22 protein-coding genes and 1 pseudogene are annotated in these 21,981 nt (G+C 62.7%); 12 read left to right on the top strand and 11 right to left on the bottom strand.

Annotation, left to right across the window (positions count from 1 at the left end):
• Positions 1-16: 16 nt before the first annotated feature.
• The 3 genes from J1C56_RS10325 to J1C56_RS10315 all read right to left on the bottom strand — a co-directional run bounded on the left by J1C56_RS10325 (position 17) and on the right by J1C56_RS10315 (position 2,212).
• A complete protein-coding gene (locus J1C56_RS10325; protein ID WP_214388674.1) occupies positions 17-1,204 on the bottom strand; it encodes a beta-ketoacyl-ACP synthase in 1,188 nt (395 codons plus the stop codon).
• 17 nt (positions 1,205-1,221) lie between these two features.
• Positions 1,222-1,530 (bottom strand): acyl carrier protein, encoded by a 309-nt coding sequence (locus J1C56_RS10320; RefSeq protein WP_214388672.1) that lies wholly within the window; start codon positions 1,528-1,530, stop codon positions 1,222-1,224.
• A gap of 136 nt (positions 1,531-1,666) precedes the next feature.
• A complete protein-coding gene (locus tag J1C56_RS10315) occupies positions 1,667-2,212 on the bottom strand; it encodes a histidine phosphatase family protein (RefSeq protein WP_214388669.1) in 546 nt (181 codons plus the stop codon).
• Between the two features lie 169 nt (positions 2,213-2,381).
• Between J1C56_RS10315 and J1C56_RS10310 the strand changes: the two genes are divergently transcribed.
• The 4 genes from J1C56_RS10310 to J1C56_RS10295 all read left to right on the top strand — a co-directional run bounded on the left by J1C56_RS10310 (position 2,382) and on the right by J1C56_RS10295 (position 6,898).
• Entirely contained in the window at positions 2,382-3,332 is a 951-nt protein-coding gene (locus tag J1C56_RS10310) for an AEC family transporter (RefSeq protein ID WP_214388667.1), read from the top strand.
• Positions 3,333-3,530: 198 nt separating this feature from the next.
• Positions 3,531-4,988: an NAD-dependent succinate-semialdehyde dehydrogenase gene (locus J1C56_RS10305; protein WP_214388665.1), complete on the top strand. Its 1,458-nt coding sequence runs from the start codon at positions 3,531-3,533 to the stop codon at positions 4,986-4,988.
• A 256-nt stretch (positions 4,989-5,244) separates the two neighbouring features.
• A complete protein-coding gene (locus J1C56_RS10300) occupies positions 5,245-5,685 on the top strand; it encodes a FixH family protein (protein WP_214388663.1) in 441 nt (146 codons plus the stop codon).
• Positions 5,686-5,689: 4 nt separating this feature from the next.
• The gene (locus J1C56_RS10295) at positions 5,690-6,898 is read left to right on the top strand and encodes a cytochrome-c peroxidase (RefSeq protein ID WP_214388661.1); all 1,209 of its coding nucleotides are present in this window, start codon (positions 5,690-5,692) and stop codon (positions 6,896-6,898) included.
• On the opposite strand, the gene J1C56_RS10290 is transcribed toward J1C56_RS10295, so the two are convergent.
• On the bottom strand, positions 6,899-7,351 hold the full coding sequence (locus tag J1C56_RS10290) for an Lrp/AsnC ligand binding domain-containing protein (RefSeq protein WP_214388659.1): 453 nt from the start codon (positions 7,349-7,351) through the stop codon (positions 6,899-6,901). It lies immediately after the preceding gene.
• A gap of 169 nt (positions 7,352-7,520) precedes the next feature.
• Between J1C56_RS10290 and putA the strand changes: the two genes are divergently transcribed.
• A complete protein-coding gene (putA, locus tag J1C56_RS10285; RefSeq protein WP_214388656.1) occupies positions 7,521-11,126 on the top strand; it encodes a bifunctional proline dehydrogenase/L-glutamate gamma-semialdehyde dehydrogenase PutA in 3,606 nt (1,201 codons plus the stop codon).
• A 68-nt stretch (positions 11,127-11,194) separates the two neighbouring features.
• Here the strand turns inward: putA and J1C56_RS10280 are convergent, their stop codons facing one another.
• The 6 genes and pseudogenes from J1C56_RS10280 to J1C56_RS32855 form a co-directional block, all read right to left on the bottom strand.
• On the bottom strand, positions 11,195-11,554 hold the full coding sequence (locus tag J1C56_RS10280; RefSeq protein ID WP_246591299.1) for a bleomycin resistance protein: 360 nt from the start codon (positions 11,552-11,554) through the stop codon (positions 11,195-11,197).
• A 3-nt stretch (positions 11,555-11,557) separates the two neighbouring features.
• Entirely contained in the window at positions 11,558-11,872 is a 315-nt protein-coding gene (gene hmuQ / locus J1C56_RS10275; RefSeq protein WP_214388654.1) for a heme-degrading protein HmuQ, read from the bottom strand.
• 10 nt (positions 11,873-11,882) lie between these two features.
• Positions 11,883-12,137, bottom strand: coding sequence for a hypothetical protein (locus tag J1C56_RS10270; RefSeq protein WP_214388652.1), 255 nt, complete (start codon positions 12,135-12,137; stop codon positions 11,883-11,885).
• Between the two features lie 59 nt (positions 12,138-12,196).
• On the bottom strand, positions 12,197-12,574 hold the full coding sequence (locus J1C56_RS10265) for a hypothetical protein (RefSeq protein ID WP_246591348.1): 378 nt from the start codon (positions 12,572-12,574) through the stop codon (positions 12,197-12,199).
• 65 nt (positions 12,575-12,639) lie between these two features.
• Positions 12,640-13,980, bottom strand: a complete 1,341-nt coding sequence (locus J1C56_RS10260) for a TonB-dependent receptor domain-containing protein (protein ID WP_338001426.1) — start codon at positions 13,978-13,980, stop codon at positions 12,640-12,642.
• A 356-nt stretch (positions 13,981-14,336) separates the two neighbouring features.
• A pseudogene (locus J1C56_RS32855) lies at positions 14,337-14,738 on the bottom strand (TonB-dependent receptor plug domain-containing protein); the annotation flags it as partial.
• Between the two features lie 252 nt (positions 14,739-14,990).
• On the opposite strand from J1C56_RS32855, the gene hemP reads away from it, so the two are divergent.
• The 5 genes from hemP to J1C56_RS10230 are packed head-to-tail and all read left to right on the top strand — an operon-like array spanning position 14,991 to position 19,118.
• Positions 14,991-15,212 carry a hemin uptake protein HemP gene (gene hemP / locus J1C56_RS33435; protein ID WP_214390191.1) on the top strand — a complete coding sequence of 74 codons (222 nt, stop codon included), beginning with the start codon at positions 14,991-14,993 and terminating at the stop codon, positions 15,210-15,212.
• Positions 15,213-15,222: 10 nt separating this feature from the next.
• Complete coding sequence (locus J1C56_RS10245) at positions 15,223-16,275, top strand: hemin-degrading factor (RefSeq protein WP_214388646.1); 1,053 nt, start codon at positions 15,223-15,225, stop codon at positions 16,273-16,275.
• A gap of 10 nt (positions 16,276-16,285) precedes the next feature.
• The gene (locus tag J1C56_RS10240) at positions 16,286-17,185 is read left to right on the top strand and encodes a heme/hemin ABC transporter substrate-binding protein (RefSeq protein ID WP_214388644.1); all 900 of its coding nucleotides are present in this window, start codon (positions 16,286-16,288) and stop codon (positions 17,183-17,185) included.
• A gap of 10 nt (positions 17,186-17,195) precedes the next feature.
• Positions 17,196-18,305, top strand: coding sequence for a FecCD family ABC transporter permease (locus J1C56_RS10235; RefSeq protein ID WP_214388642.1), 1,110 nt, complete (start codon positions 17,196-17,198; stop codon positions 18,303-18,305).
• Positions 18,306-18,326: 21 nt separating this feature from the next.
• Complete coding sequence (locus J1C56_RS10230; RefSeq protein WP_214388640.1) at positions 18,327-19,118, top strand: heme ABC transporter ATP-binding protein; 792 nt, start codon at positions 18,327-18,329, stop codon at positions 19,116-19,118.
• 6 nt (positions 19,119-19,124) lie between these two features.
• On the opposite strand, the gene rirA is transcribed toward J1C56_RS10230, so the two are convergent.
• Positions 19,125-19,586, bottom strand: coding sequence for an iron-responsive transcriptional regulator RirA (rirA, locus tag J1C56_RS10225; RefSeq protein WP_214388631.1), 462 nt, complete (start codon positions 19,584-19,586; stop codon positions 19,125-19,127).
• A gap of 233 nt (positions 19,587-19,819) precedes the next feature.
• Here rirA and J1C56_RS10220 point away from each other — a divergent pair, with 233 nt between their 5' ends.
• Both J1C56_RS10220 and J1C56_RS10215 read left to right on the top strand, forming a co-directional pair.
• Positions 19,820-20,386, top strand: a complete 567-nt coding sequence (locus tag J1C56_RS10220; protein ID WP_214388629.1) for a GNAT family N-acetyltransferase — start codon at positions 19,820-19,822, stop codon at positions 20,384-20,386.
• A gap of 256 nt (positions 20,387-20,642) precedes the next feature.
• A complete protein-coding gene (locus J1C56_RS10215; protein ID WP_214390189.1) occupies positions 20,643-21,923 on the top strand; it encodes a DUF445 domain-containing protein in 1,281 nt (426 codons plus the stop codon).
• The last annotated feature ends 58 nt before the right edge of the window (positions 21,924-21,981 follow it).

The raw sequence follows: 21,981 nt of genomic DNA, 5'->3' as shown, positions 1-21,981 counted from the left end.
TTTGTCCTGACACCCTTCAGCGCGGCGCGGAGACGAGCGCCATGCCTTCGAATTGGTGATAGCCGATCGCCGTTGCGAGAACATTGCGTGGCTTGCCCGCAAATTCTCTTTCGCCTGCTTCAAATGCCGGATAGCCGGCGCCGCGCTCGACAGCGAGGGCGGCCAGAGCAACCGCGAACGGAAATTGTGCTTCCTTCATGTGCCCGGTTAGTGACGAAAGGGCACGCGCGGCGATTGCGGGATTGGAGTCGAGGGCGGCCTTTTCAGCGGCCGTTGCAGCATGGGCGCCAGAAGAGCCCGAGATTGCCAGCAGTTCGCCTTCCGGAATCTCGGCCTTGGCAAGCAGCGCGCCAATGGCTGCTTCGAGCCCGCCATTGCGGCGCTTGGTGCGGCCAGAAAGGACCGGGCCAAGTTCGGCATAGATCTTCTGCCCACGCGCTTCGGCGTGATCGCGCGATTCAAGCACCAGGAACGCGCCGCCGGAGCCGGTGACGACGCCGCCGCCTTCCGAGCCCTGACGCTGCCAGACGGGTTTCCACGGCCCGCGATGCAGATAGCCGGCGAGCTCGTAGCCGAGCAGCATGTCGGAGTGTTCGGTCTGGAACGCGCCGCCGACCAGCACATGCGTCGACTGGCCAGAACGGATGCGGGCTGCTGCCGTCTCGATGGCCGAAACGCCGGCACCTTCTTCACCCATGAAGGTGCGCGAGGAGCCGGTAACCTTGTGGACGATCGAGATGTTGCCGGCGAGCAGGTTGGAAAGCTGGGCGAGGAACAGCGTCGGTCGAAGTTCGGTGGTCAGCTTTTCGTTGATCAGCACGTCGAGGTCGGTGCGGTTTTCGGATGCCGCCAACACGCCGGCGTCCACCGACTCGTCGCGCTCGCCACCGCCTGCCGCCACGACCATGTCCATGGTCGCGCTGAGTTCGTCATTGCCCTTGATGCCGGCATCGTCCAGCGCCATACCCGCCGTATAGGTACCAAGCCGCTGCCAGGTTTCCATCTGGCGCTGGTCGCCACGCTTGGCGATCTGCAGGCCCCAGTCGATCTCGGGCAGGGGGTGGATGGCATAGGGCTGGAAGCGTTCGGCGTCGATCACCGGGGCTGTGCCCGCTGTTGTCAGCTTTTCCCAATGGGCAGCGCCGCCTTCTCCAAGGGAGGAGACGAGGCCGATGCCGGTGATGACGACGTCGCGATTGGCCATGGGCGGCTTCAGCGTGCTCAGGCGTTCTTCGCCGCGACGAGCGCGTCGATCTTGGCGCAGAGGTTCTTCATGACGAAGTACTCGTCAGTCGAAGCCTTGCCGTCATTGACTTCCTGCGTCCACTTCTCGAGCGGCACCTTGATGCCGAATTCCTTGTCAACGGCAAAGACGATGTCGAGGAAGTCGAGGCTGTCGATGCCCAGATCGTCGATGGTGTGGCTTTCGGGCGTGATGGTGTCGATGTCGATCTCGCTGGTCTCGGCAATGATCTTGGCGACTTTCTCGAAGGTCGTGGACACGGTTTTTCCTTTGGTGAGGGCGGTCATGAACCCGGGACAGATTCTGCGCGCATAGTTTTGAGGGGCTGTCTAATCGGTTTTTCCGGACAGGAAAAGGCCAAATCCTGCGCCTGCGTTGCAGTGCCCGGCCCCGCACGTTGCGGAAGGCAAGCCTCTTGATGCACTAGAATACGATGCGGCCAAGCACATGCAGCTTTTCTCCTTGCAGGCCGACGATCAGCGCTTCGCCTTCGCGCGCCGCTGCGCCGGTCAGTGCCTGGATGTTCTCGAGATGGGTGACGAGCACGATGTTATCAGAGCCGGAATAGTTGCGGATGATGTCCATGACTGCGGCGATATCGGCTTCAGCGGTGGCTTCCGTCGGCTTGTCGAGCGCGGCCATCGGCTCGACCTTTTGGTCATCGAAGGCGAGGCGAGCGGTTTCCAGGGTCCGGCAGTAGCGGCTTGCCAGGATGCGCTCGACGGGAGCGGCGCGGGCGGCGAACAGCGCGCCGATCTTGCGTGCCTGCTGGCGGCCGCGGTCGGACAAGTTGAGCTGGGTCGCGCATTTTTCGAGGTCGAAGTTGGGTGGCTCGACCGTGCCGGTGGTCATGGCGTTGCGCAGCAGCACGACATGTCCGCCATTGCGCAGCAACGCCCAACCGGCTTCCGTGGCCTGGGCGGGCAGCGCGCCGAACAACAGCATGATCGCAATGGCAATTCTGAGCATGAATGATCCCGAACAGGCGATGCGGATATAGGGAGGCCAAAGCTGATTGAAAGGCAAGGCGACGCCAAATGATGTCGGCCGGCATCTGATCTGATCGCGTCCGAGCTTGATCGAGGTCGAGCAGGGCGCAATGCTTCTGAAAACTGATTCTCGACTTCCCAGAGCGCCGATGTCACCACTCGTTGAAACCGTGCTCTTCGTCTTCGGCCTTGTGGCTCTCGGCTATCTCTCAGGCGCGACCGGCTATCTGCGCACCGAAACCGGCGATGCACTTTCCGAATTCGCCATTGGGGTCGCGCTGCCGCTGCTGTTGTTTCGCACGATGATAGGCGCCGATTTCAACGGATCGGCGCCATGGGCGCTGTGGGCGACCTATTTCATCGCCGTTGCGGTTGCCTGGACAGCAGGGCATCTGGTCACGACGCGCGTTTTTGGTCGCGACGGGCAGGCAGGCGTGGTCGGTGGTGTTTCCTCGGCCTTTTCCAATCTCGTGCTGCTCGGCATCCCTTTCATGCTCGGCGTCTTCGGCCAGGAAGGTTTTGAGCTACTGTCATTGATCGTTTCGGTGCACTTGCCGACCATGATGATGGCTTCGATCATTCTGTTCGAGATGTTCGGGCCACGGCGTAGCGAACCCATGCATCCGCTTGTCATCATTCGTGATTTCCTGCGCAAGATCCTGACCAATCCGCTGATCGTCGGCATCCTGGCCGGGCTCGCCTGGCGGGCGACCGGCGTGCCTATGCCAGGCCTTGCCACGCGCTTCGTCGATGCGCTTGCCAACATTGCCGGCCCGGTCGCGCTGTTTGCCATGGGCCTCGGGCTCAGAAAGTTCGGCATTTCGGGCAATATCAAGCCGGCATTGGTACTGTCGGTTCTCAAACTGATGCTGATGCCGGCCGTGGCGCTGCTGTTTGCCTGGCTGTTCGGCCTGCCGCCCTTGTCGGCGAAAGTCGCGGTGGCAGCGGCGAGCCTGCCGTCGGGCGTCAATTCCTATCTCATCGCCACGCAGTTCGGCACCGGCCAAGCGCTTGCCTCCAACCAGATGACGATCGCCACGGCCTGCGCCGTGGTCACTACCGCGTTCTGGCTGACCGTTGCGACAATGGTGTTTGGGTAGGCCGGGTGCCTGGTTAGGCGCGGTATTCAGTTAGGCTGGACCAACGCATCTATGCCATAATGCGGTTGATCGCTGGCCCGGCGGCACGCTACTAAATTGCCGGGCGCATCGGGCGACAATCCGTCCCGAACAGGCGCTTTTCGAAGATTTTCAGATTAAGCCTGCGTCGCAACCGGCGCCATTTCAGGAGATGAAGCCATGCTTCAGAAAACAAGTCATTTCATGCGGCAGGCCAATCTCATCAACGGCGAATGGGTGCAGGCCGATTCCGGCAAGACCATAGACGTCATCAACCCGGCGACGGGCCTGAAGATCGGCACGGTGCCGCGTTCGGGCGGCGCCGAGACCCGGCGTGCCATCGAGGCCGCCAACGAGGCTTTCAAGACCTATCGCAAGACCTCGGCGCTCGAGCGCTCCAAGCTGCTGCGCAAGCTGCATGACGCGATCATGGACAACCAGGATGCGCTGGCCGAACTCCTGACCATCGAGCAGGGCAAGTCGCTGACCGAGGCCAAGGGCGAGATCGGCTCGTCGGCCGCCTATGTGCTGTGGTTCGCCGAGGAGGCGCGCCGCACCTATGGTGATGTCGTGCCGTCGCCCTGGGCCGACCGTCGCATCCTCGTCAACAAGGAGCCGGTAGGCGTCATTGCAGCCATCACGCCGTGGAATTTCCCGTCGTCGATGTTGTCGCGCAAGCTCGGGCCGGCACTTGCCGCGGGCTGCACTGCCGTGGTCAAGCCGGCGTCGCAGACACCCTATTCGGGCCTTGCCTGGGGCGCGCTGTGCGAGGAAGTCGGCTTCCCCAAGGGCGTGGTCAACGTTTTGACCGGCTCGGCTGGCGAGATCGGCGACGAAATCTGCGCCAATCCGCTGGTCAAGAAAATCACCTTCACCGGCTCGACCGAGGTCGGCAAGATGCTGATCGCCAAGTCGGCTTCAACCGTGAAGAAGGTGTCGATGGAACTCGGTGGCAACGCGCCGTTCCTGGTTTTCGACGACGCCGACATCGACCGTGCCGTCGAGGGCGCCATCACCGCGAAGTTCCGCAATTCCGGCCAGACCTGCGTCTGCACCAACCGCTTCTTCGCCCAGGCCGGCATCTACGACAAGTTTGTGACGAAGCTGGCTGAGGCTTCGAACAAGCTCAAGGTCGGGTCCGGCCTCGACGCCGGCGTGCAGCAGGGGCCGCTGATCGACGAGAAGGCCGTCGAGAAGGTCGAGGAATTCATTGCCGACGCAACCGCCAAGGGCGGCAAGGTGGTTGCCGGCGGCAAGCGCCATGCGCTCGGCGGCTCGTTCTTCGAGCCGACCGTCATTTCTGGCGCAACGCCTGACATGATGTTCATGAAGGACGAGATTTTTGGTCCTGTGGCCCCCGTCTTCAAGTTCGAGACGGAAGAGGAGGCGATTGCACTCGCCAACGACACCGAGTTCGGCCTTGCGAGCTACTTCTACACCGGCGACCTCGGCCGTGCCTTCCGCGTCATGGAGGGGCTGAAATACGGCATGGTTGGTGTCAACGAAGGCCTGATCACCACGCCGGAAGCGCCGTTCGGCGGCGTCAAGGAATCCGGCCTTGGCCGCGAAGGCGGGCATCAGGGCATCGAGGATTATCTTGACACCAAATATGTCTGCATCGGCGGGCTGGGCCTCTAAGGCGCTCCAGATTCCTCCGGAATGAATGAACGCGCGGTCCGTTAGGGTCGCGCGTTTTCTTTTGAGACTTTGACAGGAAGAATCCGGAAAGCGGCGTAACCTGTTGTAACTGTTATGCTCAGTCCGTCCCGACATCGTGTCGCGTATCGAATAGCCAAGTGCTTGAGAACGGGCCATCTTGCCGTTGCCGCGAATCTGGTGGCGCCGGGAAGGCGCGCTGCCAGCAAAACGTTGTCGGCAGGCGGGAGGAACTGGAATGACTTCAGCGTGGCGCATGGTTGTCGGGGCGTTCGGGCTGGTGGCGCTGGCCATCGGCTTTCTGTCAGTCGTTTTCCTGACGGCTCCTGCGGCTCCGGGACCCGACCTCGCGCGTTCCAAGAATTCGGCCAAGGGTCTCTATGCATTGTCCATTGCGCCCGAGGCCGGTGAGCCCAGGCAGGGCGACCTGCATGCCTGGGTGGTGACGGTGAAGACGCGCCAGGGCGCGCCGGTAGAAGGTGCAGAGATCGCGATAGGTGGCGGCATGCCCGAGCATGCGCATGGCCTGCCGACGAGCCCAGAGGCGACAGCTTATCTCGGCGACGGCCGCTATCGCATCGAAGGCATGAAGTTTTCCATGACCGGCTGGTGGCAGCTCAAGTTTGGCATCACCGCACCTGCCGGCGCCGACGAAGCCACATTCAACCTGGTGCTGTGAGGCGATGGTACGCGGCCTGCTCACCAAGCTGATTGCCGCTGCGACGATAACGGCAGCGCTGGCGGGCTGTAGCGATGCCGATTTCAGCGATGCGGAGAAGCGTACCATCGTGTCGATGTCGCTGGCCGCACTTGCACCGCTGCCGCCGGATCCGACCAACCGCTTCGCCGACGATCCGGGCGCTGCAGCACTTGGCGCGACGCTGTTCTTCGACACCGGCATGAGCCGCGACGGCAATGTCGCCTGCGGCACGTGCCACAAGATCGACCGGCAGTTCCAGGACGATCTTCCGCGCGGCATAGGTGTAGCTGAGACCAACCGGCGCACCATGCCGCTGGCGGGCGTGGCGCGCGATCCGTTTTTTTTCTGGGATGGCCGGCGCGACAGCCTGTGGTCGCAAGCGCTGGTGCCGCTGGAAAATGTGCTCGAGCATGCCGGCACGCGCACGGCCTATGCGCACTACCTCAAGCGCCGCTTCGGCGAGCGCTACGAGCGCATCTTCCAGCCGCTGCCTGAGCTGTCGATGTTGCCGGCCAGTGCCGGGCCGTTCGGCACGCCGGCGGAGAAGGCCGCCTGGGCCGGGATGAGCGATGCGGAGCGCAAGGGCGTCGACCGCATCTTTTCCGACATCGGCAAGGCGATCGCTGCCTTCGAGCGCTCGCTGGTCCACGGCAAAACCCGCCTCGACCGTTTCGCCGACGCGTTGGCACAGGGGCGAAGTCCATCAGCCGAAGACGATCTGTCGGCCGAGGAGCGGCATGGGCTCAAGCTTTTCATCGGCAAGGCCAATTGCTCGACCTGCCATACCGGGCCCCGCTTTACCGACAACCACTTCCACAACACCGGTGTGCCGCCGGTCGCCGGATTGCCTGCGGATCGTGGACGCATCGCAGTGGTCGATGAGGTTCTGGCCGATCCGTTCAATTGTGCGGGAAAGTTCCGCGATGGCGGTGAGGAGGCGTGCGGCGAGTTGCGCTTCGTGCAAAAGAGTTCGCCCGAACTGGTCCGCGCCTACAAGACGCCGTCGCTGCGCAACGTTGCCGGGCGTCCACCCTACATGCATGCAGGCCAGTTCGCGACCCTTGAGCAGGTCGTGAGCCACTACGCGACTGCGCCGAAATCAGTCGAGGGCGAGAGCGAGATACATGCGGTGGCGCTGTCCGACGGCGAACGGGCAGCGCTCGTGGCGTTCCTGAAGACCCTCAGCGAGTAGTCAGCGGTCCTTCACCGTTTCCATTGCCACGAATGTCGATGTCTGGGCGACATGGGGCAGGGCGGAGATGCGCTCGCCGAGCACACGCCTGTAGGCTGCGATATCCCTGGTCCGCACCTTCAGCAGATAGTCGAAGCTCGCTGCCATCATGTGGCATTGCTCGATCTCGCGCACCGCATGGACCGCGCGGTTGAAATCGTCGAGTGCGGCCGAACGCGTATCCGACAGCTTGACCTGGACAAAGGCGACGTGGCCTTCGCCCATGCGTTCGCTGTCGATGATCGCCTGATAGCCCTTGATGAAGCCATCCTTTTCCAGCCGCTTGACCCGCGCCTGCACGGGGGTTTTGGAAAGCCCGACTTTTGTGGCAAGCTCTGCCATCGACAGGCGTCCGTCGCGTGAAAGAGCGAACATGATGTTGCGGTCGATACGGTCCAGTTGGTCTTCAGGCATGAATTTGGCGGCTCTATTGGCGATGCAGGCGTGCCGATCCTAGGCGTTTTGGACTAGAAAGTCGAATTCTTTGGACCGGCCAGTTTCGGGGCGATGTGCTAGCTTTCGACAAAGGCTCGGCAGCGAGTTTCCCGCCGGGCGCAGCCTCAATTTGCTCGACAGGAACGCCATGCCAGCGCTCGACCCAATCCGCCAGGAAATCCGCGCCAACTACCTCCCTGATGAAGCTGAGGCCGTGAAGCGGCTATCGGCGACTGCCGCTCTTTCCGCCGACGACCGCAAGGCAATCTCCGCCCGCGCTGCCGATCTCGTGCGCGCCGTGCGCGGCTCGACCGATCCGCGCTTGATGGAGGTTTTCCTCTCGGCCTACGGCCTGTCCACCAAGGAAGGCGTTGCGCTGATGTGCCTGGCCGAGGCGCTGCTGCGCGTGCCCGACACCGAGACCATGGACGACCTGATCAAGGACAAGATCGCCCCGCACGACTGGTCGTCGCATTCCGGCGGTTCGAGTTCGATCTTCGTCAATGCGTCGACCTGGGCGCTGATGCTGACCGGTCGCGTGCTCGACGAAGGCGAGGGCTCGATCGAACGCACCCTGCGCTCGATGGTCCGCCGCTTGGGCGAACCTGTCATTCGCACGGCGGTTGCGGCAGCGATGCGTGAAATGGGCGAGCAGTTCGTTCTTGGCCGCACCATCACCGAGGCCGTCAAGCGCGGTCGCTCGATGATCCAGAAGGGCTATCTCTATTCCTTCGACATGCTGGGCGAAGCCGCCCGCACCGAGACCGACGCGCTGCGCTATCACCGCGCCTATGCCGAGGCGATCTCGTCGCTCGACAATGGCACCAACGGCCCAGACATCCGCTACAACCACGGCATTTCGGTCAAGCTGTCGGCGCTGCATCCGCGCTACGAGGTCTCGCACAAGGACGAGATGCTGCCTGTCATGACCGAGCGCCTGCTGTCGCTGTGCCTCGCCGCCAAGCAGGCGCGCATGGGCCTCAACATCGATGCCGAGGAGGCCGATCGCCTTGATCTCTCGCTTGACGTCATCGAACGTGTGCTGGCTGCCCCGCAGCTCGAAGGCTGGAACGGATTTGGCGTCGTCGTCCAGGCTTATGGTCCACGTACAGCCTTTGTCATCGACTGGCTCTATGCGCTCGCCAACAAGCTCGACCGCAACATCATGGTGCGGCTGGTCAAGGGCGCCTATTGGGACACCGAGATCAAGCGTGCCCAGACGATGGGCCTGCCGGGCTATCCGGTGTTCACCCGCAAGGCCAACACCGACGTGTCCTACATGGCCTGCGCCCGCAAGCTGTTGTCGATGACGGACCGCATCTACCCGCAGTTCGCCACCCACAACGCCCACACCGTCGCTGCCATCCTGTCGATGGCCACGGACCGCACCTCGTTCGAGTTCCAGCGCCTGCACGGAATGGGCGAGGCGCTGCACGAGACGGTGCGCAAGGCAGAGGGTACGCGCTGCCGCATCTATGCGCCGGTCGGCGCGCATTCGGACCTGCTCGCCTATCTGGTCCGCCGCCTGCTCGAGAACGGTGCCAACTCGTCCTTCGTGCATCAGCTGACCGACGAGGACGTGGCGCCGGAAGACATCGCCCGCGATCCGCTCGATACGGTGGAAATGCAGGGCCCGGCCTCCAATCCGTCGATCCCGGCACCGGCCGCGATTTTCGGTGCCGGCCGCATCAACGCCAAGGGCTGGGACATCACCGACCCGGTGACGCTTGCCGCACTCAACAAGGCCAAGGCGGAGTTCAAGGGCCCGGAGCGCTGGACGGCCAAACCGGTCACCCGTGCTGCCGGCTACGGCGCATCTCGCAAGGTGATCAACCCGGCAAAGCCGGGCGATATTGTCGGCACGGTGACCGACGCAGCCGCCAAGCAGGTTCCGACGGCCGTGCGTTTCGCCATCGAGGCGCAGCCGGCCTGGGCGAAGAGGCCTGTTGGCGAGCGCGCAGCGATCCTGCGCCGCACGGCCGATCTCTATGAGGCGAATGCCGCCGAGTTCTTCGCCCTTGCCACCCGTGAGGCCGGAAAGTCGTTGTCGGACGGCGTCGCCGAGGTGCGCGAGGCGGTCGACTTCCTGCGCTACTATGCTGCCGAAGCCGAGAAGACCGAGGCCGGCACCGAGGCGCGTGGTGCAATCGTCTGCATTTCGCCATGGAATTTCCCGCTCGCCATCTTTACCGGCCAGATCGCGGCGGCGCTCGTCACCGGCAATTCGGTCATTGCCAAGCCCGCCGAGCAGACACCGCTGATCGCCGCCCGCGCGGTTGCCTTGATGCGCGAGGCCGGCGTTCCGGAAGACGTGATCCAGCTTCTGCCGGGCGACGGCCCGACCGTTGGGGCGCCGCTGACCGCCGACCCGCGCATTGCCGGAGTCTGCTTCACAGGCTCGACTGAGGTCGCCAAGCTGATCGAAAAGCAGCTCGCTGAGACGGCGGCGCCCGACGCGATGCTGATCGCAGAGACCGGCGGCCTGAATGCGATGATCGTCGATTCCACCGCATTGCCCGAGCAGGCGATCCGCGACGTGCTGGCCTCATCGTTCCAGAGCGCCGGCCAGCGCTGCTCAGCCCTGCGCGTGCTCTACGTCCAGACCGATGTCGAAAAGAAGATGGTCGAGATGCTAAAGGGCGCGATGGCTGCCTTGACCATCGGCGATCCGTGGCAGTTGTCGACCGATGTCGGCCCGGTCATCGACGAAGAGGCGCAGAACTCGATCAGTGACTACTGTGCAAAGATGGAGGCCAAGGGCAAGCTCATCGCCAAGCTCGATGCGCCTGCGGATGGCCGCTTCGTGGCCCCGCACGTCTTCCGCGTCAAGGGCATCGAGGAGATGGAGCGCGAGGTGTTTGGCCCCGTGCTTCATGTCGCGACTTTCGAGGCGAACGAGATCGACGCCATCATTTCGGCGATCAACCGCAAGGGCTACGGCCTGACCTTCGGCCTGCACACCCGTATCGAGGGCCGCGTCCAGCACATCGTCGACGGCATCCACGCCGGCAACATCTACGTCAACCGCAACCAGATCGGCGCTGTCGTCGGTTCGCAGCCGTTCGGCGGTGAGGGGCTGTCGGGCACCGGGCCCAAGGCCGGCGGCCCGCACTATCTCCGTCGCTTCCGCAAGTCGCCCGAAGCGGGAACGGAGTTGCCGGAAGGCCGCAAGGTCACCGCGACTGAGCTGGTCGACAATCTTGTCGATGCCGGCGAATGGGCGACGCGGCCCGACCGTATCGCCATCCTGCGCAAGCATCTGCGTGGCAAGGGTGCCCAGGCCATTGCGGCCGCGGCGAGCATCGACTTCGGCCAGGTCGACCTTCCTGGACCGACTGGCGAAGCGAACACGCTGTCGCTCAATCCGCGCGGCCGTGTGTTGTGCCTCGGCCCCGACGCCGAGACGCTGCTTGCCCAGGCAATCCAGGCGCTGGCCGCCGGCAATGCGGTCCTGGCCGTTGCGCCCGGCGCGCCGGCGGCCGTCCATGCCCTGATGGGCAAGGACTTGCCGATCGCCGCGATCGACGGTCGCCCCGACCCGGTGGAAGCGCGCGCGCTGGCCGTCGATGTCGTGGCTTATTCGGGTACGGAAGAGAGCACGCGGATCGTGCGCAAGGTCATCGCCGAGCGCAAGGGGCCGATCGTTCCGCTGATCAGCGAGGTGATCTATCCCGCCGCCTACGCCCATGAGCGTGCTGTCTGCGTCGACACGACGGCGGCCGGCGGCAACGCCAGCCTGTTGGCCTCGGCCTAAGGCATGGTCCAGAGCAAGATTTTGCTCGGACAAAACGAAAGGGGCAGGCCTGGGCCTGCCCCTCTTTTTTATGTTTCTTCCGGCGCGCAACCGAAGCGCAGCAGGTTGCCGTGTGGGTCGTGGATGTAGAATTCCTTCATGTTCCAAGGCCGTGCGGTGAATGAGCTTAGCCGTTCCACGCCGCGCGCCGAAAACTCGGCGTGAAGGGCAGGAACCTCGCCGCCCCTGATGTAGCAGGACGTCACCTCTGGCAGCTTGCGGTCGTCCGTCTTCCAGAAATGGATCTCGATCTCGCCGCGTCGCACGATCAGATAGTCGTCCATCTCGGGACCTATGACGTCGAAACCAAGCCTGTCGCGATAGAAATCGCGGCTCTCGCCGATGTCAGGCGAGGGCATCACCGGAATGCTACGGGCGAGGTCGGTCAATCGTCAGGCGCCTTCGACGACGGAAAAACCCTCGAACTGCGGATGGCCGACATAGGATGCCTTGGACGAGCCGGCATTCTTGTGGGCGTTGCGGAAGTTTTCCGATTTCGTCCAGGCGACGAAGTCGTCCTGGCTCGCCCAGATCGTGTGCGAGGCGTAAAGCGTGTAGCCTTCGGCTTCGTTTGCCGGGCCGCGCAGAAGGTGGAATTCGCGAAAACCCTTCATCTCGTTGAGCGAGGAGTCGCGGTTCTTCCAGACGTCTTCAAAGGCGGTCTCAGAGCCGTTCTGCACCTTGAAGCGGTTCATTGCGATGTACATGGTCTTCCTTTCAACGGGCCTTGCGTTGCGCTGTTGTAGTCCTTTGAGCGCTGCGTAGCGACACAACATTGGCGCCGGGGCAGTCGCCGGCAATTCTCGGGTTTGGCCCAGCCTGGGCCGGGGACTGAGCACGGTAGCTTGCGAGCTCGGTGACGTTTTCGCTTGCCTTGATCGCTGCCAGGCGATCGAACAGCTCGCGCATCTCGGGCAGCAGCCCGTCGCCTTGGCGCTTCACCAACTGATCGAATTTGTTCAGTCCGAACACGCGCTTATGCCTTTCGATGCGCCTGGCGCCAGGGGAGAGGAGTCTGGGCAAGGCTGGTCTCAGATGCCGAAGGCGATGCCGGATTTGGATTCGGTTCGCAGCGCCTTGAGACAGGCCGCCGCGTCTATGCCGGCGCCAGCGCAATCAGTTGCCTGGTTGATCAGGACACGGCTGACCTTCGTGCAGTCGGTGCCCGAGAGGTCGAAGCGCGTGACCTTGGTCTTGCCGGCCGGCAGCTCCTTGAAATCGAGCACCGTCAGCCTGTCGACAACGCCCGCCTCGTTGAACAGCGCAATTTCGAACGCCGCCTTGGAAAGCTCGGCGCCGAGATTGTTGGTGACGACGAAAGTGAAGCGGCAGCCCTTGTCCGAGGGTTGCGCGGCGTTGAGTTCCAGCACCAGGGCAGGGGCCGGCGGGGCGCTTTGCGCGCCCGCCATGCCTGTGGCCGTGAGGAATGCTGCCGCGGCCAGAGGCGACAACGATTTCACGCTGAGCCTCACGATCACCATCCGAACTGCTTGGACAGGGAGACCTTGAACGTCCGGCCCTTGGCATCGTCGTTCATCAGGAACTCCTTGTACTGCTTGTTGAAGATGTTATCGACGCCGAAATTGGCTTCCCATCCGGCAAGCTGACCGTCCTGCGGCTTCCAGGTGACGAAGATGTCATGGACGTCGAACGCCTGCGCATAGCGCGACGATGGTCGCGTGCTCGGTGCGATGATCACAGGAGCCGAAGCCTGGCGGCGGGCATCCTGCGGATCGGCAACGAAGCGAGCTTTCCAGCCGAAGGTAAGGTCGTAGTCCGGAACTTTTCCGCCCAGAGTCAGTGCCAACTCGTGCGGCGCTATGGTCGTCAGATATGCCTTGGTCGCCTTGTCTTTGCCAACCACGTACGAATAGGACGCATTGGCGAAGACGTAGTCGGAATCATAGGCAGTTTCGATTTCAAAGCCATAGATGTTCGCATTGTCGATGTTCTGGTAGCCGGGCTGCGTGGGAAGCAGAACCTGCTTGAGGGCTATGAGGTCCTTCACGTCGTTGTAGAAACCGGTGAACTTCAGCTGAGCTGCGTCGCCGTCCTGAACCAGGTCGTATCCGGACAAGGCAAAGCCAGCTTCGAAGTTGTTCGACTGCTCCTTTTTCAGGTCGAGACTTGGCAGGAATACCGAGGAGGAGCTTCGGGTCGAGAAAACCTCGTCAATGGTCGGGAAGCGTTCGGTGTGGGCGATCGAGCCGAAAACCGCGACGGTGTCGTTGAACTTGTAGTGAGCCGCGATCTTCGGTGAAAAAGCTGTGTCGTCGCTGGACGGCGCGTTCAACGCATCGCCGGGTGTCAGCTGGTGCCAATCCAGGCGCATTCCGGGGGTGATCGTCAGCCGTTCGTCCCAGACGAACTCGTTTTGCACGAAGGCACCGGTTTTCAGGTCCGTGCCCTCAGGATGGAACTGAACCGGAAACTGTGCGCCGTTGTTGAAGAAGGCTTCCGCCTTGCGGGTCTGGTAGCTCGACTGGGAACCGACGGTCAGATGGTTGACCCAGTTGTCACCCGTCCACTGCATCGTGTTCTGGGCATTGAACTGCCAGGTTTCGTAGCCGTAGTTCGAGTCGCAAACCACGGCGAAAGTGCCGCTGCTGCAGTTTGACCGCAAGGTGGCAGCGCGCTGTTCGTTATACGTATTGGAGTAGGACGCCGATACCTTCACATCCAGCATGTCGTTGTCGGCAAACGGATTCTCGTAGGATACGGCAGCTGTCCGATCGATGATGTGTCGGTCGACGAGACCAAAGCCGCGTCGCCGCTCGTCTGCGACAGCTGCTGACGCTCGAGATCGGAATCCCACTGTTGGTAGGAAAGGCGCAGCTTGCCCTCGTCGCCGACGTTGAACGTGCCCTTGGCTAGGCCCGACCAGGCGTTGAAATTGGTACCGATGACTTCTTTTCCGTTGCCGGATTCATAAGGGTCGGAAGCGCGGTAGTTGCCTGTCAACAGGAACTCGGCGTTCTCGCCGAGCCGCTGGGCAAGCACGGAATTCAGCAAGTAGCCATTGCCGTTGCTGTTCCAGGAGCTCTTCAGGCGCAGGGCGCCGGTTTGTCCTTCCGCGATGAAATCGGAGGCATCCTTGGTCTCGAAGTTGATGACACCACCGAGAGCGCCTGAACCGTAGAGCGTGGAGGAGGCTGGTCCGCGAAGCACCTCGACGCGCTTGTAGAGTTCTGGCTCCGAGAAGAACGAACCGAGGCGGTACTGCTCGTAGAATTTCTGCGCGCCATCGACATTGACGATGATGCGGCCACCGTCGCCGGTGTTTTCGGGAGCGCCGATGCCACGGATGTTGAAGCTCTGGCCAAGCAATCTGTCGGAGCCAGTAACGTTGACGCCGGGTGTCGCGCGAATGATCTCGCCAATCGTCTCGGGCTGAAGGCGGTCAATATCTTCCTGCTCAACGACAGTCACCGCCTGCGGCGTGTCGATTGCGACCTTGGCGACGCCGGCGCTGACGACGAGGCGCTGCAGGACCGTGACGCGCGGCTTCTTGTCCTGTTCTGTGGTTTTTACTTCCTGCGCGTAGGCAGCATGCGCGCCCACGAGAACCGCCATCGCCGCTCCGCCCAGCAGAGCAGCCTTATTCCGACCAACTAGCCCCATGTCCCACTCCAAATGTCCCGTGCTGGCTTGCTTTCCGCTCGCTAGCAATTTTTCGCTCGCCGGCTACGTCTTAAATCTTGACTTGATCACTCCGGTATTGCACTGACTAGTAAACATGAATGTTCGAGTCAACTAATAGATTCAGTCATGAGCGCCTCGACCGGGCTTATCCGGCGCGGCGGACGGATGAAGGAGTGGAATGAGATGAATTCACACAATCCGAACCAATTCCGTTCTGGTCAGTTTCGGGCTGGATATCGCCGGCCGGAAGGCCAGGTGGCGCCGCGTCCGATCGGTGGATCGACTGCCAGGACACTGACCAGCGAGTCGCTGTTTCTCGGCGATTTCGAGATCGGCATCGACCACGGCGGCGCGATGTACCGCCTCAAGATTACCCGTCAGGGCAAACTCATTCTCAACAAGTAGGTGTTTTCAAATGGATCAGCGCGTAAGGCCCAACCCACACGAAATCAGGCGGGCGCGAACCGACAACCCCAAGATGCGCGAGCGCGATCTCGCCAGCCAGCTCGGCATTTCCGAGGCTGAACTGGTGGCCGCGCATTGCGGTGACGGTGTCGTTCGCATCGAACCGCGCGTCAATGACCTGCTCGCCGGCATCGAGGCCGTCGGCGAGGTCATGGCCCTGACCCGCAACGAAAGCGCGGTCCACGAAAAGATCGGCGTCTACGACAAGGTCGTGCCCGGCGCGCAAGCCGCAATGGTGCTCGGCGAACAGATCGACCTCCGGATTTTTCCGAGGGCCTGGGTCCACGGCTTTGCCGTCGAAAAGCGCGACGGCGACGACATCCGCCGCAGCCTGCAGTTCTTCGACGCTGCCGGCATGGCGGTGCACAAGATCCATCTGCGGCCCGCGTCCAATCTCTATGCCTATCAGAAGCTGGTGGAGCAGCTGATCAGCGACAATCAGGATCCTTCCATTGTGACGGTTCCTTCTGTCTTGAAGTCGCCGGTCGAGGAAACGTCGACCGGCGTCGAGGAGTTGCGTGAGCGCTGGAGCAAGCTGACCGACACGCATGAGTTCTTCGGCATGCTGAAGTCGCTCAAGCTCGGCCGCCAGCAGGCCATGCGCATGGTCGGCGAGGACTATGCCTGGAGGCTCGAAAAGGACGCGCTTCCGGCCGTGTTCGACCGGGCGGCCGAAAGCGGCCAGCTAATCATGTGCTTCGTCGGCAATCATGGCTGCATCCAGATCCATTCCGGTTCAGTCAAGAACATCAAGCCGATGGGCCCGTGGCTCAATGTGATGGACGAGACGTTCCACCTCCATCTCCGAACCGATCACGTCCAGGAGCTCTGGGCTGTTCGCAAGCCGACCAAGGATGGCCATGTGACGTCGGTCGAGGCCTATGACGCCAATGGAGAGATGATCATTCAGTTCTTCGGCAAGCGCAAGGAAGGTCACGACGAGCGCGCGGATTGGCGCGGCCTGGTCGAGGCGCTGCCGGTTGTCCAGCAGGACGCGGCGTAAGGAGATGATCATGTCGACTACCCAACGGCTGCTTCGCTCAGCCGCACTAGGCCTGTCGGTTCTACTTGCATCTGGCACAGCCAGCCTGGCGGTCGAGGGAGCCTCGGTTCTGCCTGACCGCACGCGCGTCGCCTCCGTCGGCGGCTCGATCACCGAAATCGTCTATGCGCTCGGCGAAGAGCGGGCACTCGTTGCCCGCGATTCGACCAGCGTCTATCCGGAAGCCGTCTTCAAGCTTCCCGATGTGGGCTACATGCGGGCGCTGTCGCCCGAGGGTGTGCTATCGGTCAATCCGACTGGCATCCTGGCGCTTGAAGGCAGCGGGCCGAAGGAAGCCATCGACGTCCTGAAGAAGGCCAGCGTACCCTACATCCAGGTGCCGGAAGGCTTCAGCCATGACGGCATCCTCCAGAAGATCCGCATCGTCGGCAAGGCGCTCGGCGCCGATGCCAAGGCGGAGGCACTTGCCGCCGATGTCGGCAAGCAGCTGTCCGACGCGGAGGCGCTGACCAAGGACATTCCGCAGGGCGAGCGCAAGCGCGTGCTGTTCGTCCTGAGCATGCAGGGCGGCAAGATACTGGCTTCCGGCAACCATACGGCTGCCGATGGCATCATCGCGCTGGCCGGTGGTGTCAACGCGGTCGAAGGCTATCCCGGCTACAAGCAGCTGACCGACGAGGCGGCGATCACCGCAAAACCTGATGTGATCCTGATGATGGATCGCGGCGGCGGCACCGCGGTTCCCGATGCCGAACTGTTTGCCCATCCGGCCATCGCGTCGACGCCCGCCGGCCAGGCCAAGCGGGTGATCCGCATGGATGGCGCCTATCTGCTCAGATTCGGCCCACGGACGGCAGCGGCGATCAAGGATCTCGCCGTTGCGTTCTATGGCGACGCGGTCAAGAAATAAGGCCAAGACAGTGGTGGATGAAACGATCGCCGGCGCTGCCGGCGTGCAAGAGAGTGGCCGCCCGGTAAGTGGCGACCGCTCCGGTCGTGCTTTGCTGGCTATCGCCGTGCTCGCGGTGGTTTTGGCTATCACAGCGCTGTTCAGCCTGACCTGGGGTGCGTCAGACGCTTCGGCGCTCGGGCTCGTTCGCAGCTGGCTGTTCGGAGCGACACCGGGCAACGAAGCGCTCTCCATGAGAGACAGCGTCATTGTCTACGACATACGCTTGCCGCGTATCGTGATGGGCATGCTCGTCGGCGCGGCACTTGCCGTGTCGGGTGCGGTCATGCAGGGCCTGTTTCGCAATCCGCTCGCGGATCCCGGACTGGTCGGCGTGTCCGCTGGTGCAGGCCTCGGCGCGGTCTCGGTGATCGTGCTGGGGGCAACGGTGCTTGCGCCGCTCACGGCTTTGCTCGGCAGCTATGCGCTGCCGTTCGCCGCGTTTGGCGGCGGCCTGCTCACCACCATCATCCTCTACAACGTCGCGACCCGGCAGGGGCGGACATCGATTGCCACCATGTTGCTTGCCGGTATTGCGCTAGGGGCGATGGCCATGGCCCTTACCGGAGTGCTGGTCTACATCGCTGACGACCGGCAATTGCGCGATCTGACGTTCTGGCAACTTGGCTCGCTCGCTGGCGCCACCTGGCTGAAGATTGCCGGTGCCGGGCCGATCATCATCCTTGCGCTGGCAACGACGCCATTCATGGCCAAGGGCCTGAACGCGCTGGCGCTGGGCGAGGCGACGGCAAGCCATCTGGGCGTTCCGGTCCAGCGGCTGAAATATGTGGCGATTGTCGCGGTTTCGGCGGCAATCGGCGCTTCGGTGGCGGTCAGCGGCGGCATCGGCTTTGTCGGTATCGTGGTGCCGCATCTGCTGCGCCTGGCGATCGGACCCGACAACCGCTACCTGCTGCCGGCGTCGGCGCTGCTGGGCGCATGCCTGCTGCTTCTGGCGGATGCGGTCAGCCGCACCATCGTTGCGCCGGCTGAACTGCCGATCGGCATCGTCACCGCTGCCGTCGGCGGCCCATTCTTCCTGTGGATATTGCTGCGCAAGCGCGGCGTCGTCGATCTTTGATGCGGCTGTGAGGGTTAAAAAATGATCGAAGCACGCCAAGTCTCCGTGTCGATCGGCAGCACGCGCATCGTCAGCGATGTGGATTTCATCGTGCGCCCGGGCGAACTTGCCGCGATCGTCGGACCCAACGGGTCCGGCAAGACGACCTTCCTGAGGGCGCTGACGGGCGAACTCGCCTATTCGGGCCAGGTATCGCTCAATGGCCGCGACGCCGCGAAGCTCAAGCCGTGGGAAGCTGCGAGCATCCGGGCCGTGCTGCCGCAGTCGACGGCCCTGTCGTTTCCCTTCACGGTTCGTGAGATCGTCAAGCTTGGCATGACGGGCGGCCGCTCCGGCGTATTGGCCGGGGAGGGCGACCGGCTGCCGGAGCGCGCGCTGGCCCGAGTCGATCTCGAAGGCTTTGCCGGGCGCTTCTATCAGGAGCTTTCGGGCGGCGAGCAGCAGCGCGTGCAGCTTGCCCGGGTGCTGTGCCAGGTGTGGGCGCCAGTGCTGGACGGGCAGCCGCGCTACCTGTTCCTCGACGAGCCGGTGTCCAGCCTCGACATCAAGCACCAGCTGATCATCATGAACATCGCCCGTGATTTCGCGCGGCGCGGCGGTGGTGTCGTCGCGATCCTGCACGACCTCAACCTGACTGCGATGTATGCGGATCAGATCTGCGTCATGCATCGTGGCAAGCTGGCGGCTGCAGGTGCGCCACAAGCCGTACTCACTGACGATCTGATCGAAAAGGTGTTCGGCTGCCGCTTGCGCGTCGGTGCCATTCCGGCAGCAAATGTGCCGTTCGTACTGCCACAGTCGGCAGTTGCCTAGCCGGCTCTAGCCGGCCAGGGCATGCTGTTCGGGGAAATGGATGCCGAGCAGATCACGCATGTTGGGGCGCGCGGCGACCAGATCGGCGATCGAGTAACGTCCGAGCACTTCAAAGAACGCGTTCAGCGCTTCACGCAGCGCAGAGTTCAGGCCGCAGCTATCGACCAGCGGGCATTCAGCTGCGTCGTTTTCAAAGCATTCGGCCATGGCGAAGCTCTCTTCGGTGACGCGCACCACGTCGAACAGCGAAATCTGGTCAGCCGGCTTGGCAAGGCGTACGCCGCCATTGCGTCCACGCACCGTCTCGACCAGCTTGGCTTCGACCAGCGGCTGCAGGATCTTGAACAGGAACAGTTCCGACACCGTGTAGGCGGCGGCAATTTCAGGGACGCGGCTCAGCCGTCCGTCATTGGCCGCGCAATACATCAGGATGCGCATGGCGTAGTTGGTCTGGCGTGTGAGGCGCATTGCGATTTCCTTGCTCTGCGTTGTGAGTCCGCGAGTGCTTCTTAATATGGCCCATACCTTAGAACAATTCCAGACAGGGTTTCGAAAAATATATGACATCATCAGTCATATTTTGGCGCATAGCAGCCTTGCGTTTACGTAAAGGTCAAACGGTTGATTTTGATGCTGCGTTGCACAATATGTGCTGCGTCGGGAGTCGGAGACTCTGGGGAGGAACCCAAGAGGACTGCGACATGGAACAGATCATACGTACACAAAGGCCATTGACGGGCGTGATCCGTCAGTTGAGGCCGTCCGATCTGCCTCGCTTTGCCGAACATCTCCTGCGACTTGACGATCAGAGCCGGCGCGACCGCTTCAACGGCCTCACGCATGACGGCTTTCTCCAAGCCTATGCCGAACGCAGCTTCCACGAAGGTGCAACCGTCATCGGCTACGTCGAGGGCGACAAGGTGCTTGCCGCCGCCGAACTGCACGAACGCGCCGAAGCGAGCGAGCCGACAGCCGAAATCGCTTTCAGCGTCGAGCGCGAGATCCAGCACCGGGGTATCGGCGGGCGTCTGTTCCAGCGGCTCGTGGCGCAGGCGAGGGGGCTCGGTTACCTCCGGCTGCAGGTGACAACCCATTCCAACAACAGCGCCATGAAGGCCCTGGCCCGACGTTTCAATGCCAAGCTCAGCTTCCAGCAGGGCGAAACCAACGGCATCATCGAACTCAACGGCGAGACAGACCTCGATGCCGATCGGCGAGCGCCCACCGATCTGGGCAGGCGCGCTACCGGTAAGGCCATTGCGGCCTGATGCATGTCTTGATGGTGCGCGGTAGCGCCCATGGATGCGTCACAGATCCGCGATCTCGGTCGTCTGGGTCTGCTCGCTCCTGGCATAAGCTTTTCAAGACGAGCAGGCCTGATTTGCCTGAAGGGTTGTAATCGGCTGCGCCGTCTCGATATCTGACCGGCATGAGGCATGTTTGTCGCGTCGACCAGGCAGCCGCAGGCGAGGGTGGAAAATGAGCAAGAATGGACCCGGAATGGCTGCGGCAGACGGCGACGCCATGCCCACGGCCTTGCGCGCGTTGAGTTCCGACGAGGCCGCCAAACTGGCCGCGCTGCGCCGGACCAAGTTCGTGGCCACCGGCGCGCTGGTCGTTTGTGTCGCGATCTTTGCCGTCGCCAAGTCGCTGCAGGGCAACTGGCCATGGCTGGGCTTCGTCGCCGCCTTCGCCGAGGCCGCGACGATCGGCGGCTTGGCTGACTGGTATGCCGTGGTTGCCCTGTTCAAGCGGCCGCTTGGCCTGCCGATCCCGCACACGGCAATCATTCCGTCCAATCAGAGCAGGATCGCCGACAATCTCGGCCGTTTCATCGAAGCCAACTTCCTGGCGCCCGAGCCGGTGCGGCAGAAGCTCAAGGAGGTGGATTTCGCAGCACTCGTCGCCGACTGGCTTTCGGACCGCAGCAGGGCGGAGGGGCTGTCGCTGTTTGTCGGCCGGCTGGTGCCGCAGATGCTGCAGGCGATCGAAGGCTCGGGCCTGCGCGAGTTTGCGACGCGCCGCATGCTGGATCGTATCGGCAAGGTCGAGGTCGCACCGCTGGCGGCGGAGCTGTTGTCGGCCTTCACCGAAGACCGTCGGCACCAGCGCCTGCTCGACGAGTTCACCAAGATCATCGGCAATTTCCTGAGCGACGAGCAGGCGCTGGCGGTGCTTCGCGAGAAGATCAGGGAAGAATTGCCATCGGTGTTCAACCTGTTTCGTGCCGATGCCTATCTGCTCAAGCGGATCGTTGCGTCGGCAGCGACCTTGCTTGATGAAGTGAGGGGCGATCCCGACCATCCGCTGCGCGGCGAGTTCGACCAGTTCGTCCACGGCTTCATCGACCAGCTTCGTCATTCGCCTGACTACGCCAAGCGCGCCGAGCAGTTGAAGCGCAACTTCCTTGCCCGCCCGGAACTGCGCGGGTTGGCGCAGGATGTCTGGAAAAGCATGCGCGGCTTCATCGAACAAGACGTCGCATCGCCTCAATCAATGACGCGGAAGCACCTGACCAGTCTCTTCGTCGAAGTCGGCCAGAACCTCGCGCGCGATCCCCAAATCCGTGCCGACATGAATGCAGGTTTCGTCGTGGCGCTTACCTCTTTCGTCGAAAGCCAGAAGAGCGGTGTATCTGGCTTCATATCCGAGCAAGTCAGGCGCTGGGACCTCGGCCAGCTGACCCGGCTGATTGAGATCAACATCGGCCGCGACCTGCAATATATCCGTTTCAACGGCATGCTGATCGGCGGCCTTGCAGGCCTTGCGCTTTATTCCGCTGAGTTGCTGTTGCTCGCGAATTGACCGGGACAGTTGCTGCTCTATTCTGGTCTTGGACCTCCGGGAGCGCCTCGGAGCCAAA

This window comes from Aminobacter anthyllidis, from assembly GCF_018555685.1.
Lineage (GTDB): Bacteria > Pseudomonadota > Alphaproteobacteria > Rhizobiales > Rhizobiaceae > Aminobacter > Aminobacter anthyllidis.
Note: the sequence above shows the minus strand (reverse complement) of the source record. Positions and strands in the feature narration are given on the sequence as shown.

What these genes read in the sequence shown, in the direction of transcription:
- J1C56_RS10325 (WP_214388674.1), bottom strand. Translation starts at nt 1,204, where the DNA reads ATGGCCAATCGCGACGTCGTCATCACCGGCATCGGCCTCGTCTCCTCC.
- J1C56_RS10320 (WP_214388672.1), bottom strand. Translation starts at nt 1,530, where the DNA reads ATGACCGCCCTCACCAAAGGAAAAACCGTGTCCACGACCTTCGAGAAA.
- J1C56_RS10315 (WP_214388669.1), bottom strand. Translation starts at nt 2,212, where the DNA reads ATGCTCAGAATTGCCATTGCGATCATGCTGTTGTTCGGCGCGCTGCCC.
- J1C56_RS10310 (WP_214388667.1), top strand. Translation starts at nt 2,382, where the DNA reads ATGTCACCACTCGTTGAAACCGTGCTCTTCGTCTTCGGCCTTGTGGCT.
- J1C56_RS10305 (WP_214388665.1), top strand. Translation starts at nt 3,531, where the DNA reads ATGCTTCAGAAAACAAGTCATTTCATGCGGCAGGCCAATCTCATCAAC.
- J1C56_RS10300 (WP_214388663.1), top strand. Translation starts at nt 5,245, where the DNA reads ATGACTTCAGCGTGGCGCATGGTTGTCGGGGCGTTCGGGCTGGTGGCG.
- J1C56_RS10295 (WP_214388661.1), top strand. Translation starts at nt 5,690, where the DNA reads ATGGTACGCGGCCTGCTCACCAAGCTGATTGCCGCTGCGACGATAACG.
- J1C56_RS10290 (WP_214388659.1), bottom strand. Translation starts at nt 7,351, where the DNA reads ATGCCTGAAGACCAACTGGACCGTATCGACCGCAACATCATGTTCGCT.
- putA (WP_214388656.1), top strand. Translation starts at nt 7,521, where the DNA reads ATGCCAGCGCTCGACCCAATCCGCCAGGAAATCCGCGCCAACTACCTC.
- hmuQ (WP_214388654.1), bottom strand. Translation starts at nt 11,872, where the DNA reads ATGTACATCGCAATGAACCGCTTCAAGGTGCAGAACGGCTCTGAGACC.
- J1C56_RS10265 (WP_246591348.1), bottom strand. Translation starts at nt 12,574, where the DNA reads ATGGCGGGCGCGCAAAGCGCCCCGCCGGCCCCTGCCCTGGTGCTGGAA.
- hemP (WP_214390191.1), top strand. Translation starts at nt 14,991, where the DNA reads ATGAATTCACACAATCCGAACCAATTCCGTTCTGGTCAGTTTCGGGCT.
- J1C56_RS10245 (WP_214388646.1), top strand. Translation starts at nt 15,223, where the DNA reads ATGGATCAGCGCGTAAGGCCCAACCCACACGAAATCAGGCGGGCGCGA.
- J1C56_RS10240 (WP_214388644.1), top strand. Translation starts at nt 16,286, where the DNA reads ATGTCGACTACCCAACGGCTGCTTCGCTCAGCCGCACTAGGCCTGTCG.
- J1C56_RS10230 (WP_214388640.1), top strand. Translation starts at nt 18,327, where the DNA reads ATGATCGAAGCACGCCAAGTCTCCGTGTCGATCGGCAGCACGCGCATC.
- rirA (WP_214388631.1), bottom strand. Translation starts at nt 19,586, where the DNA reads ATGCGCCTCACACGCCAGACCAACTACGCCATGCGCATCCTGATGTAT.
- J1C56_RS10220 (WP_214388629.1), top strand. Translation starts at nt 19,820, where the DNA reads ATGGAACAGATCATACGTACACAAAGGCCATTGACGGGCGTGATCCGT.
- J1C56_RS10215 (WP_214390189.1), top strand. Translation starts at nt 20,643, where the DNA reads ATGCCCACGGCCTTGCGCGCGTTGAGTTCCGACGAGGCCGCCAAACTG.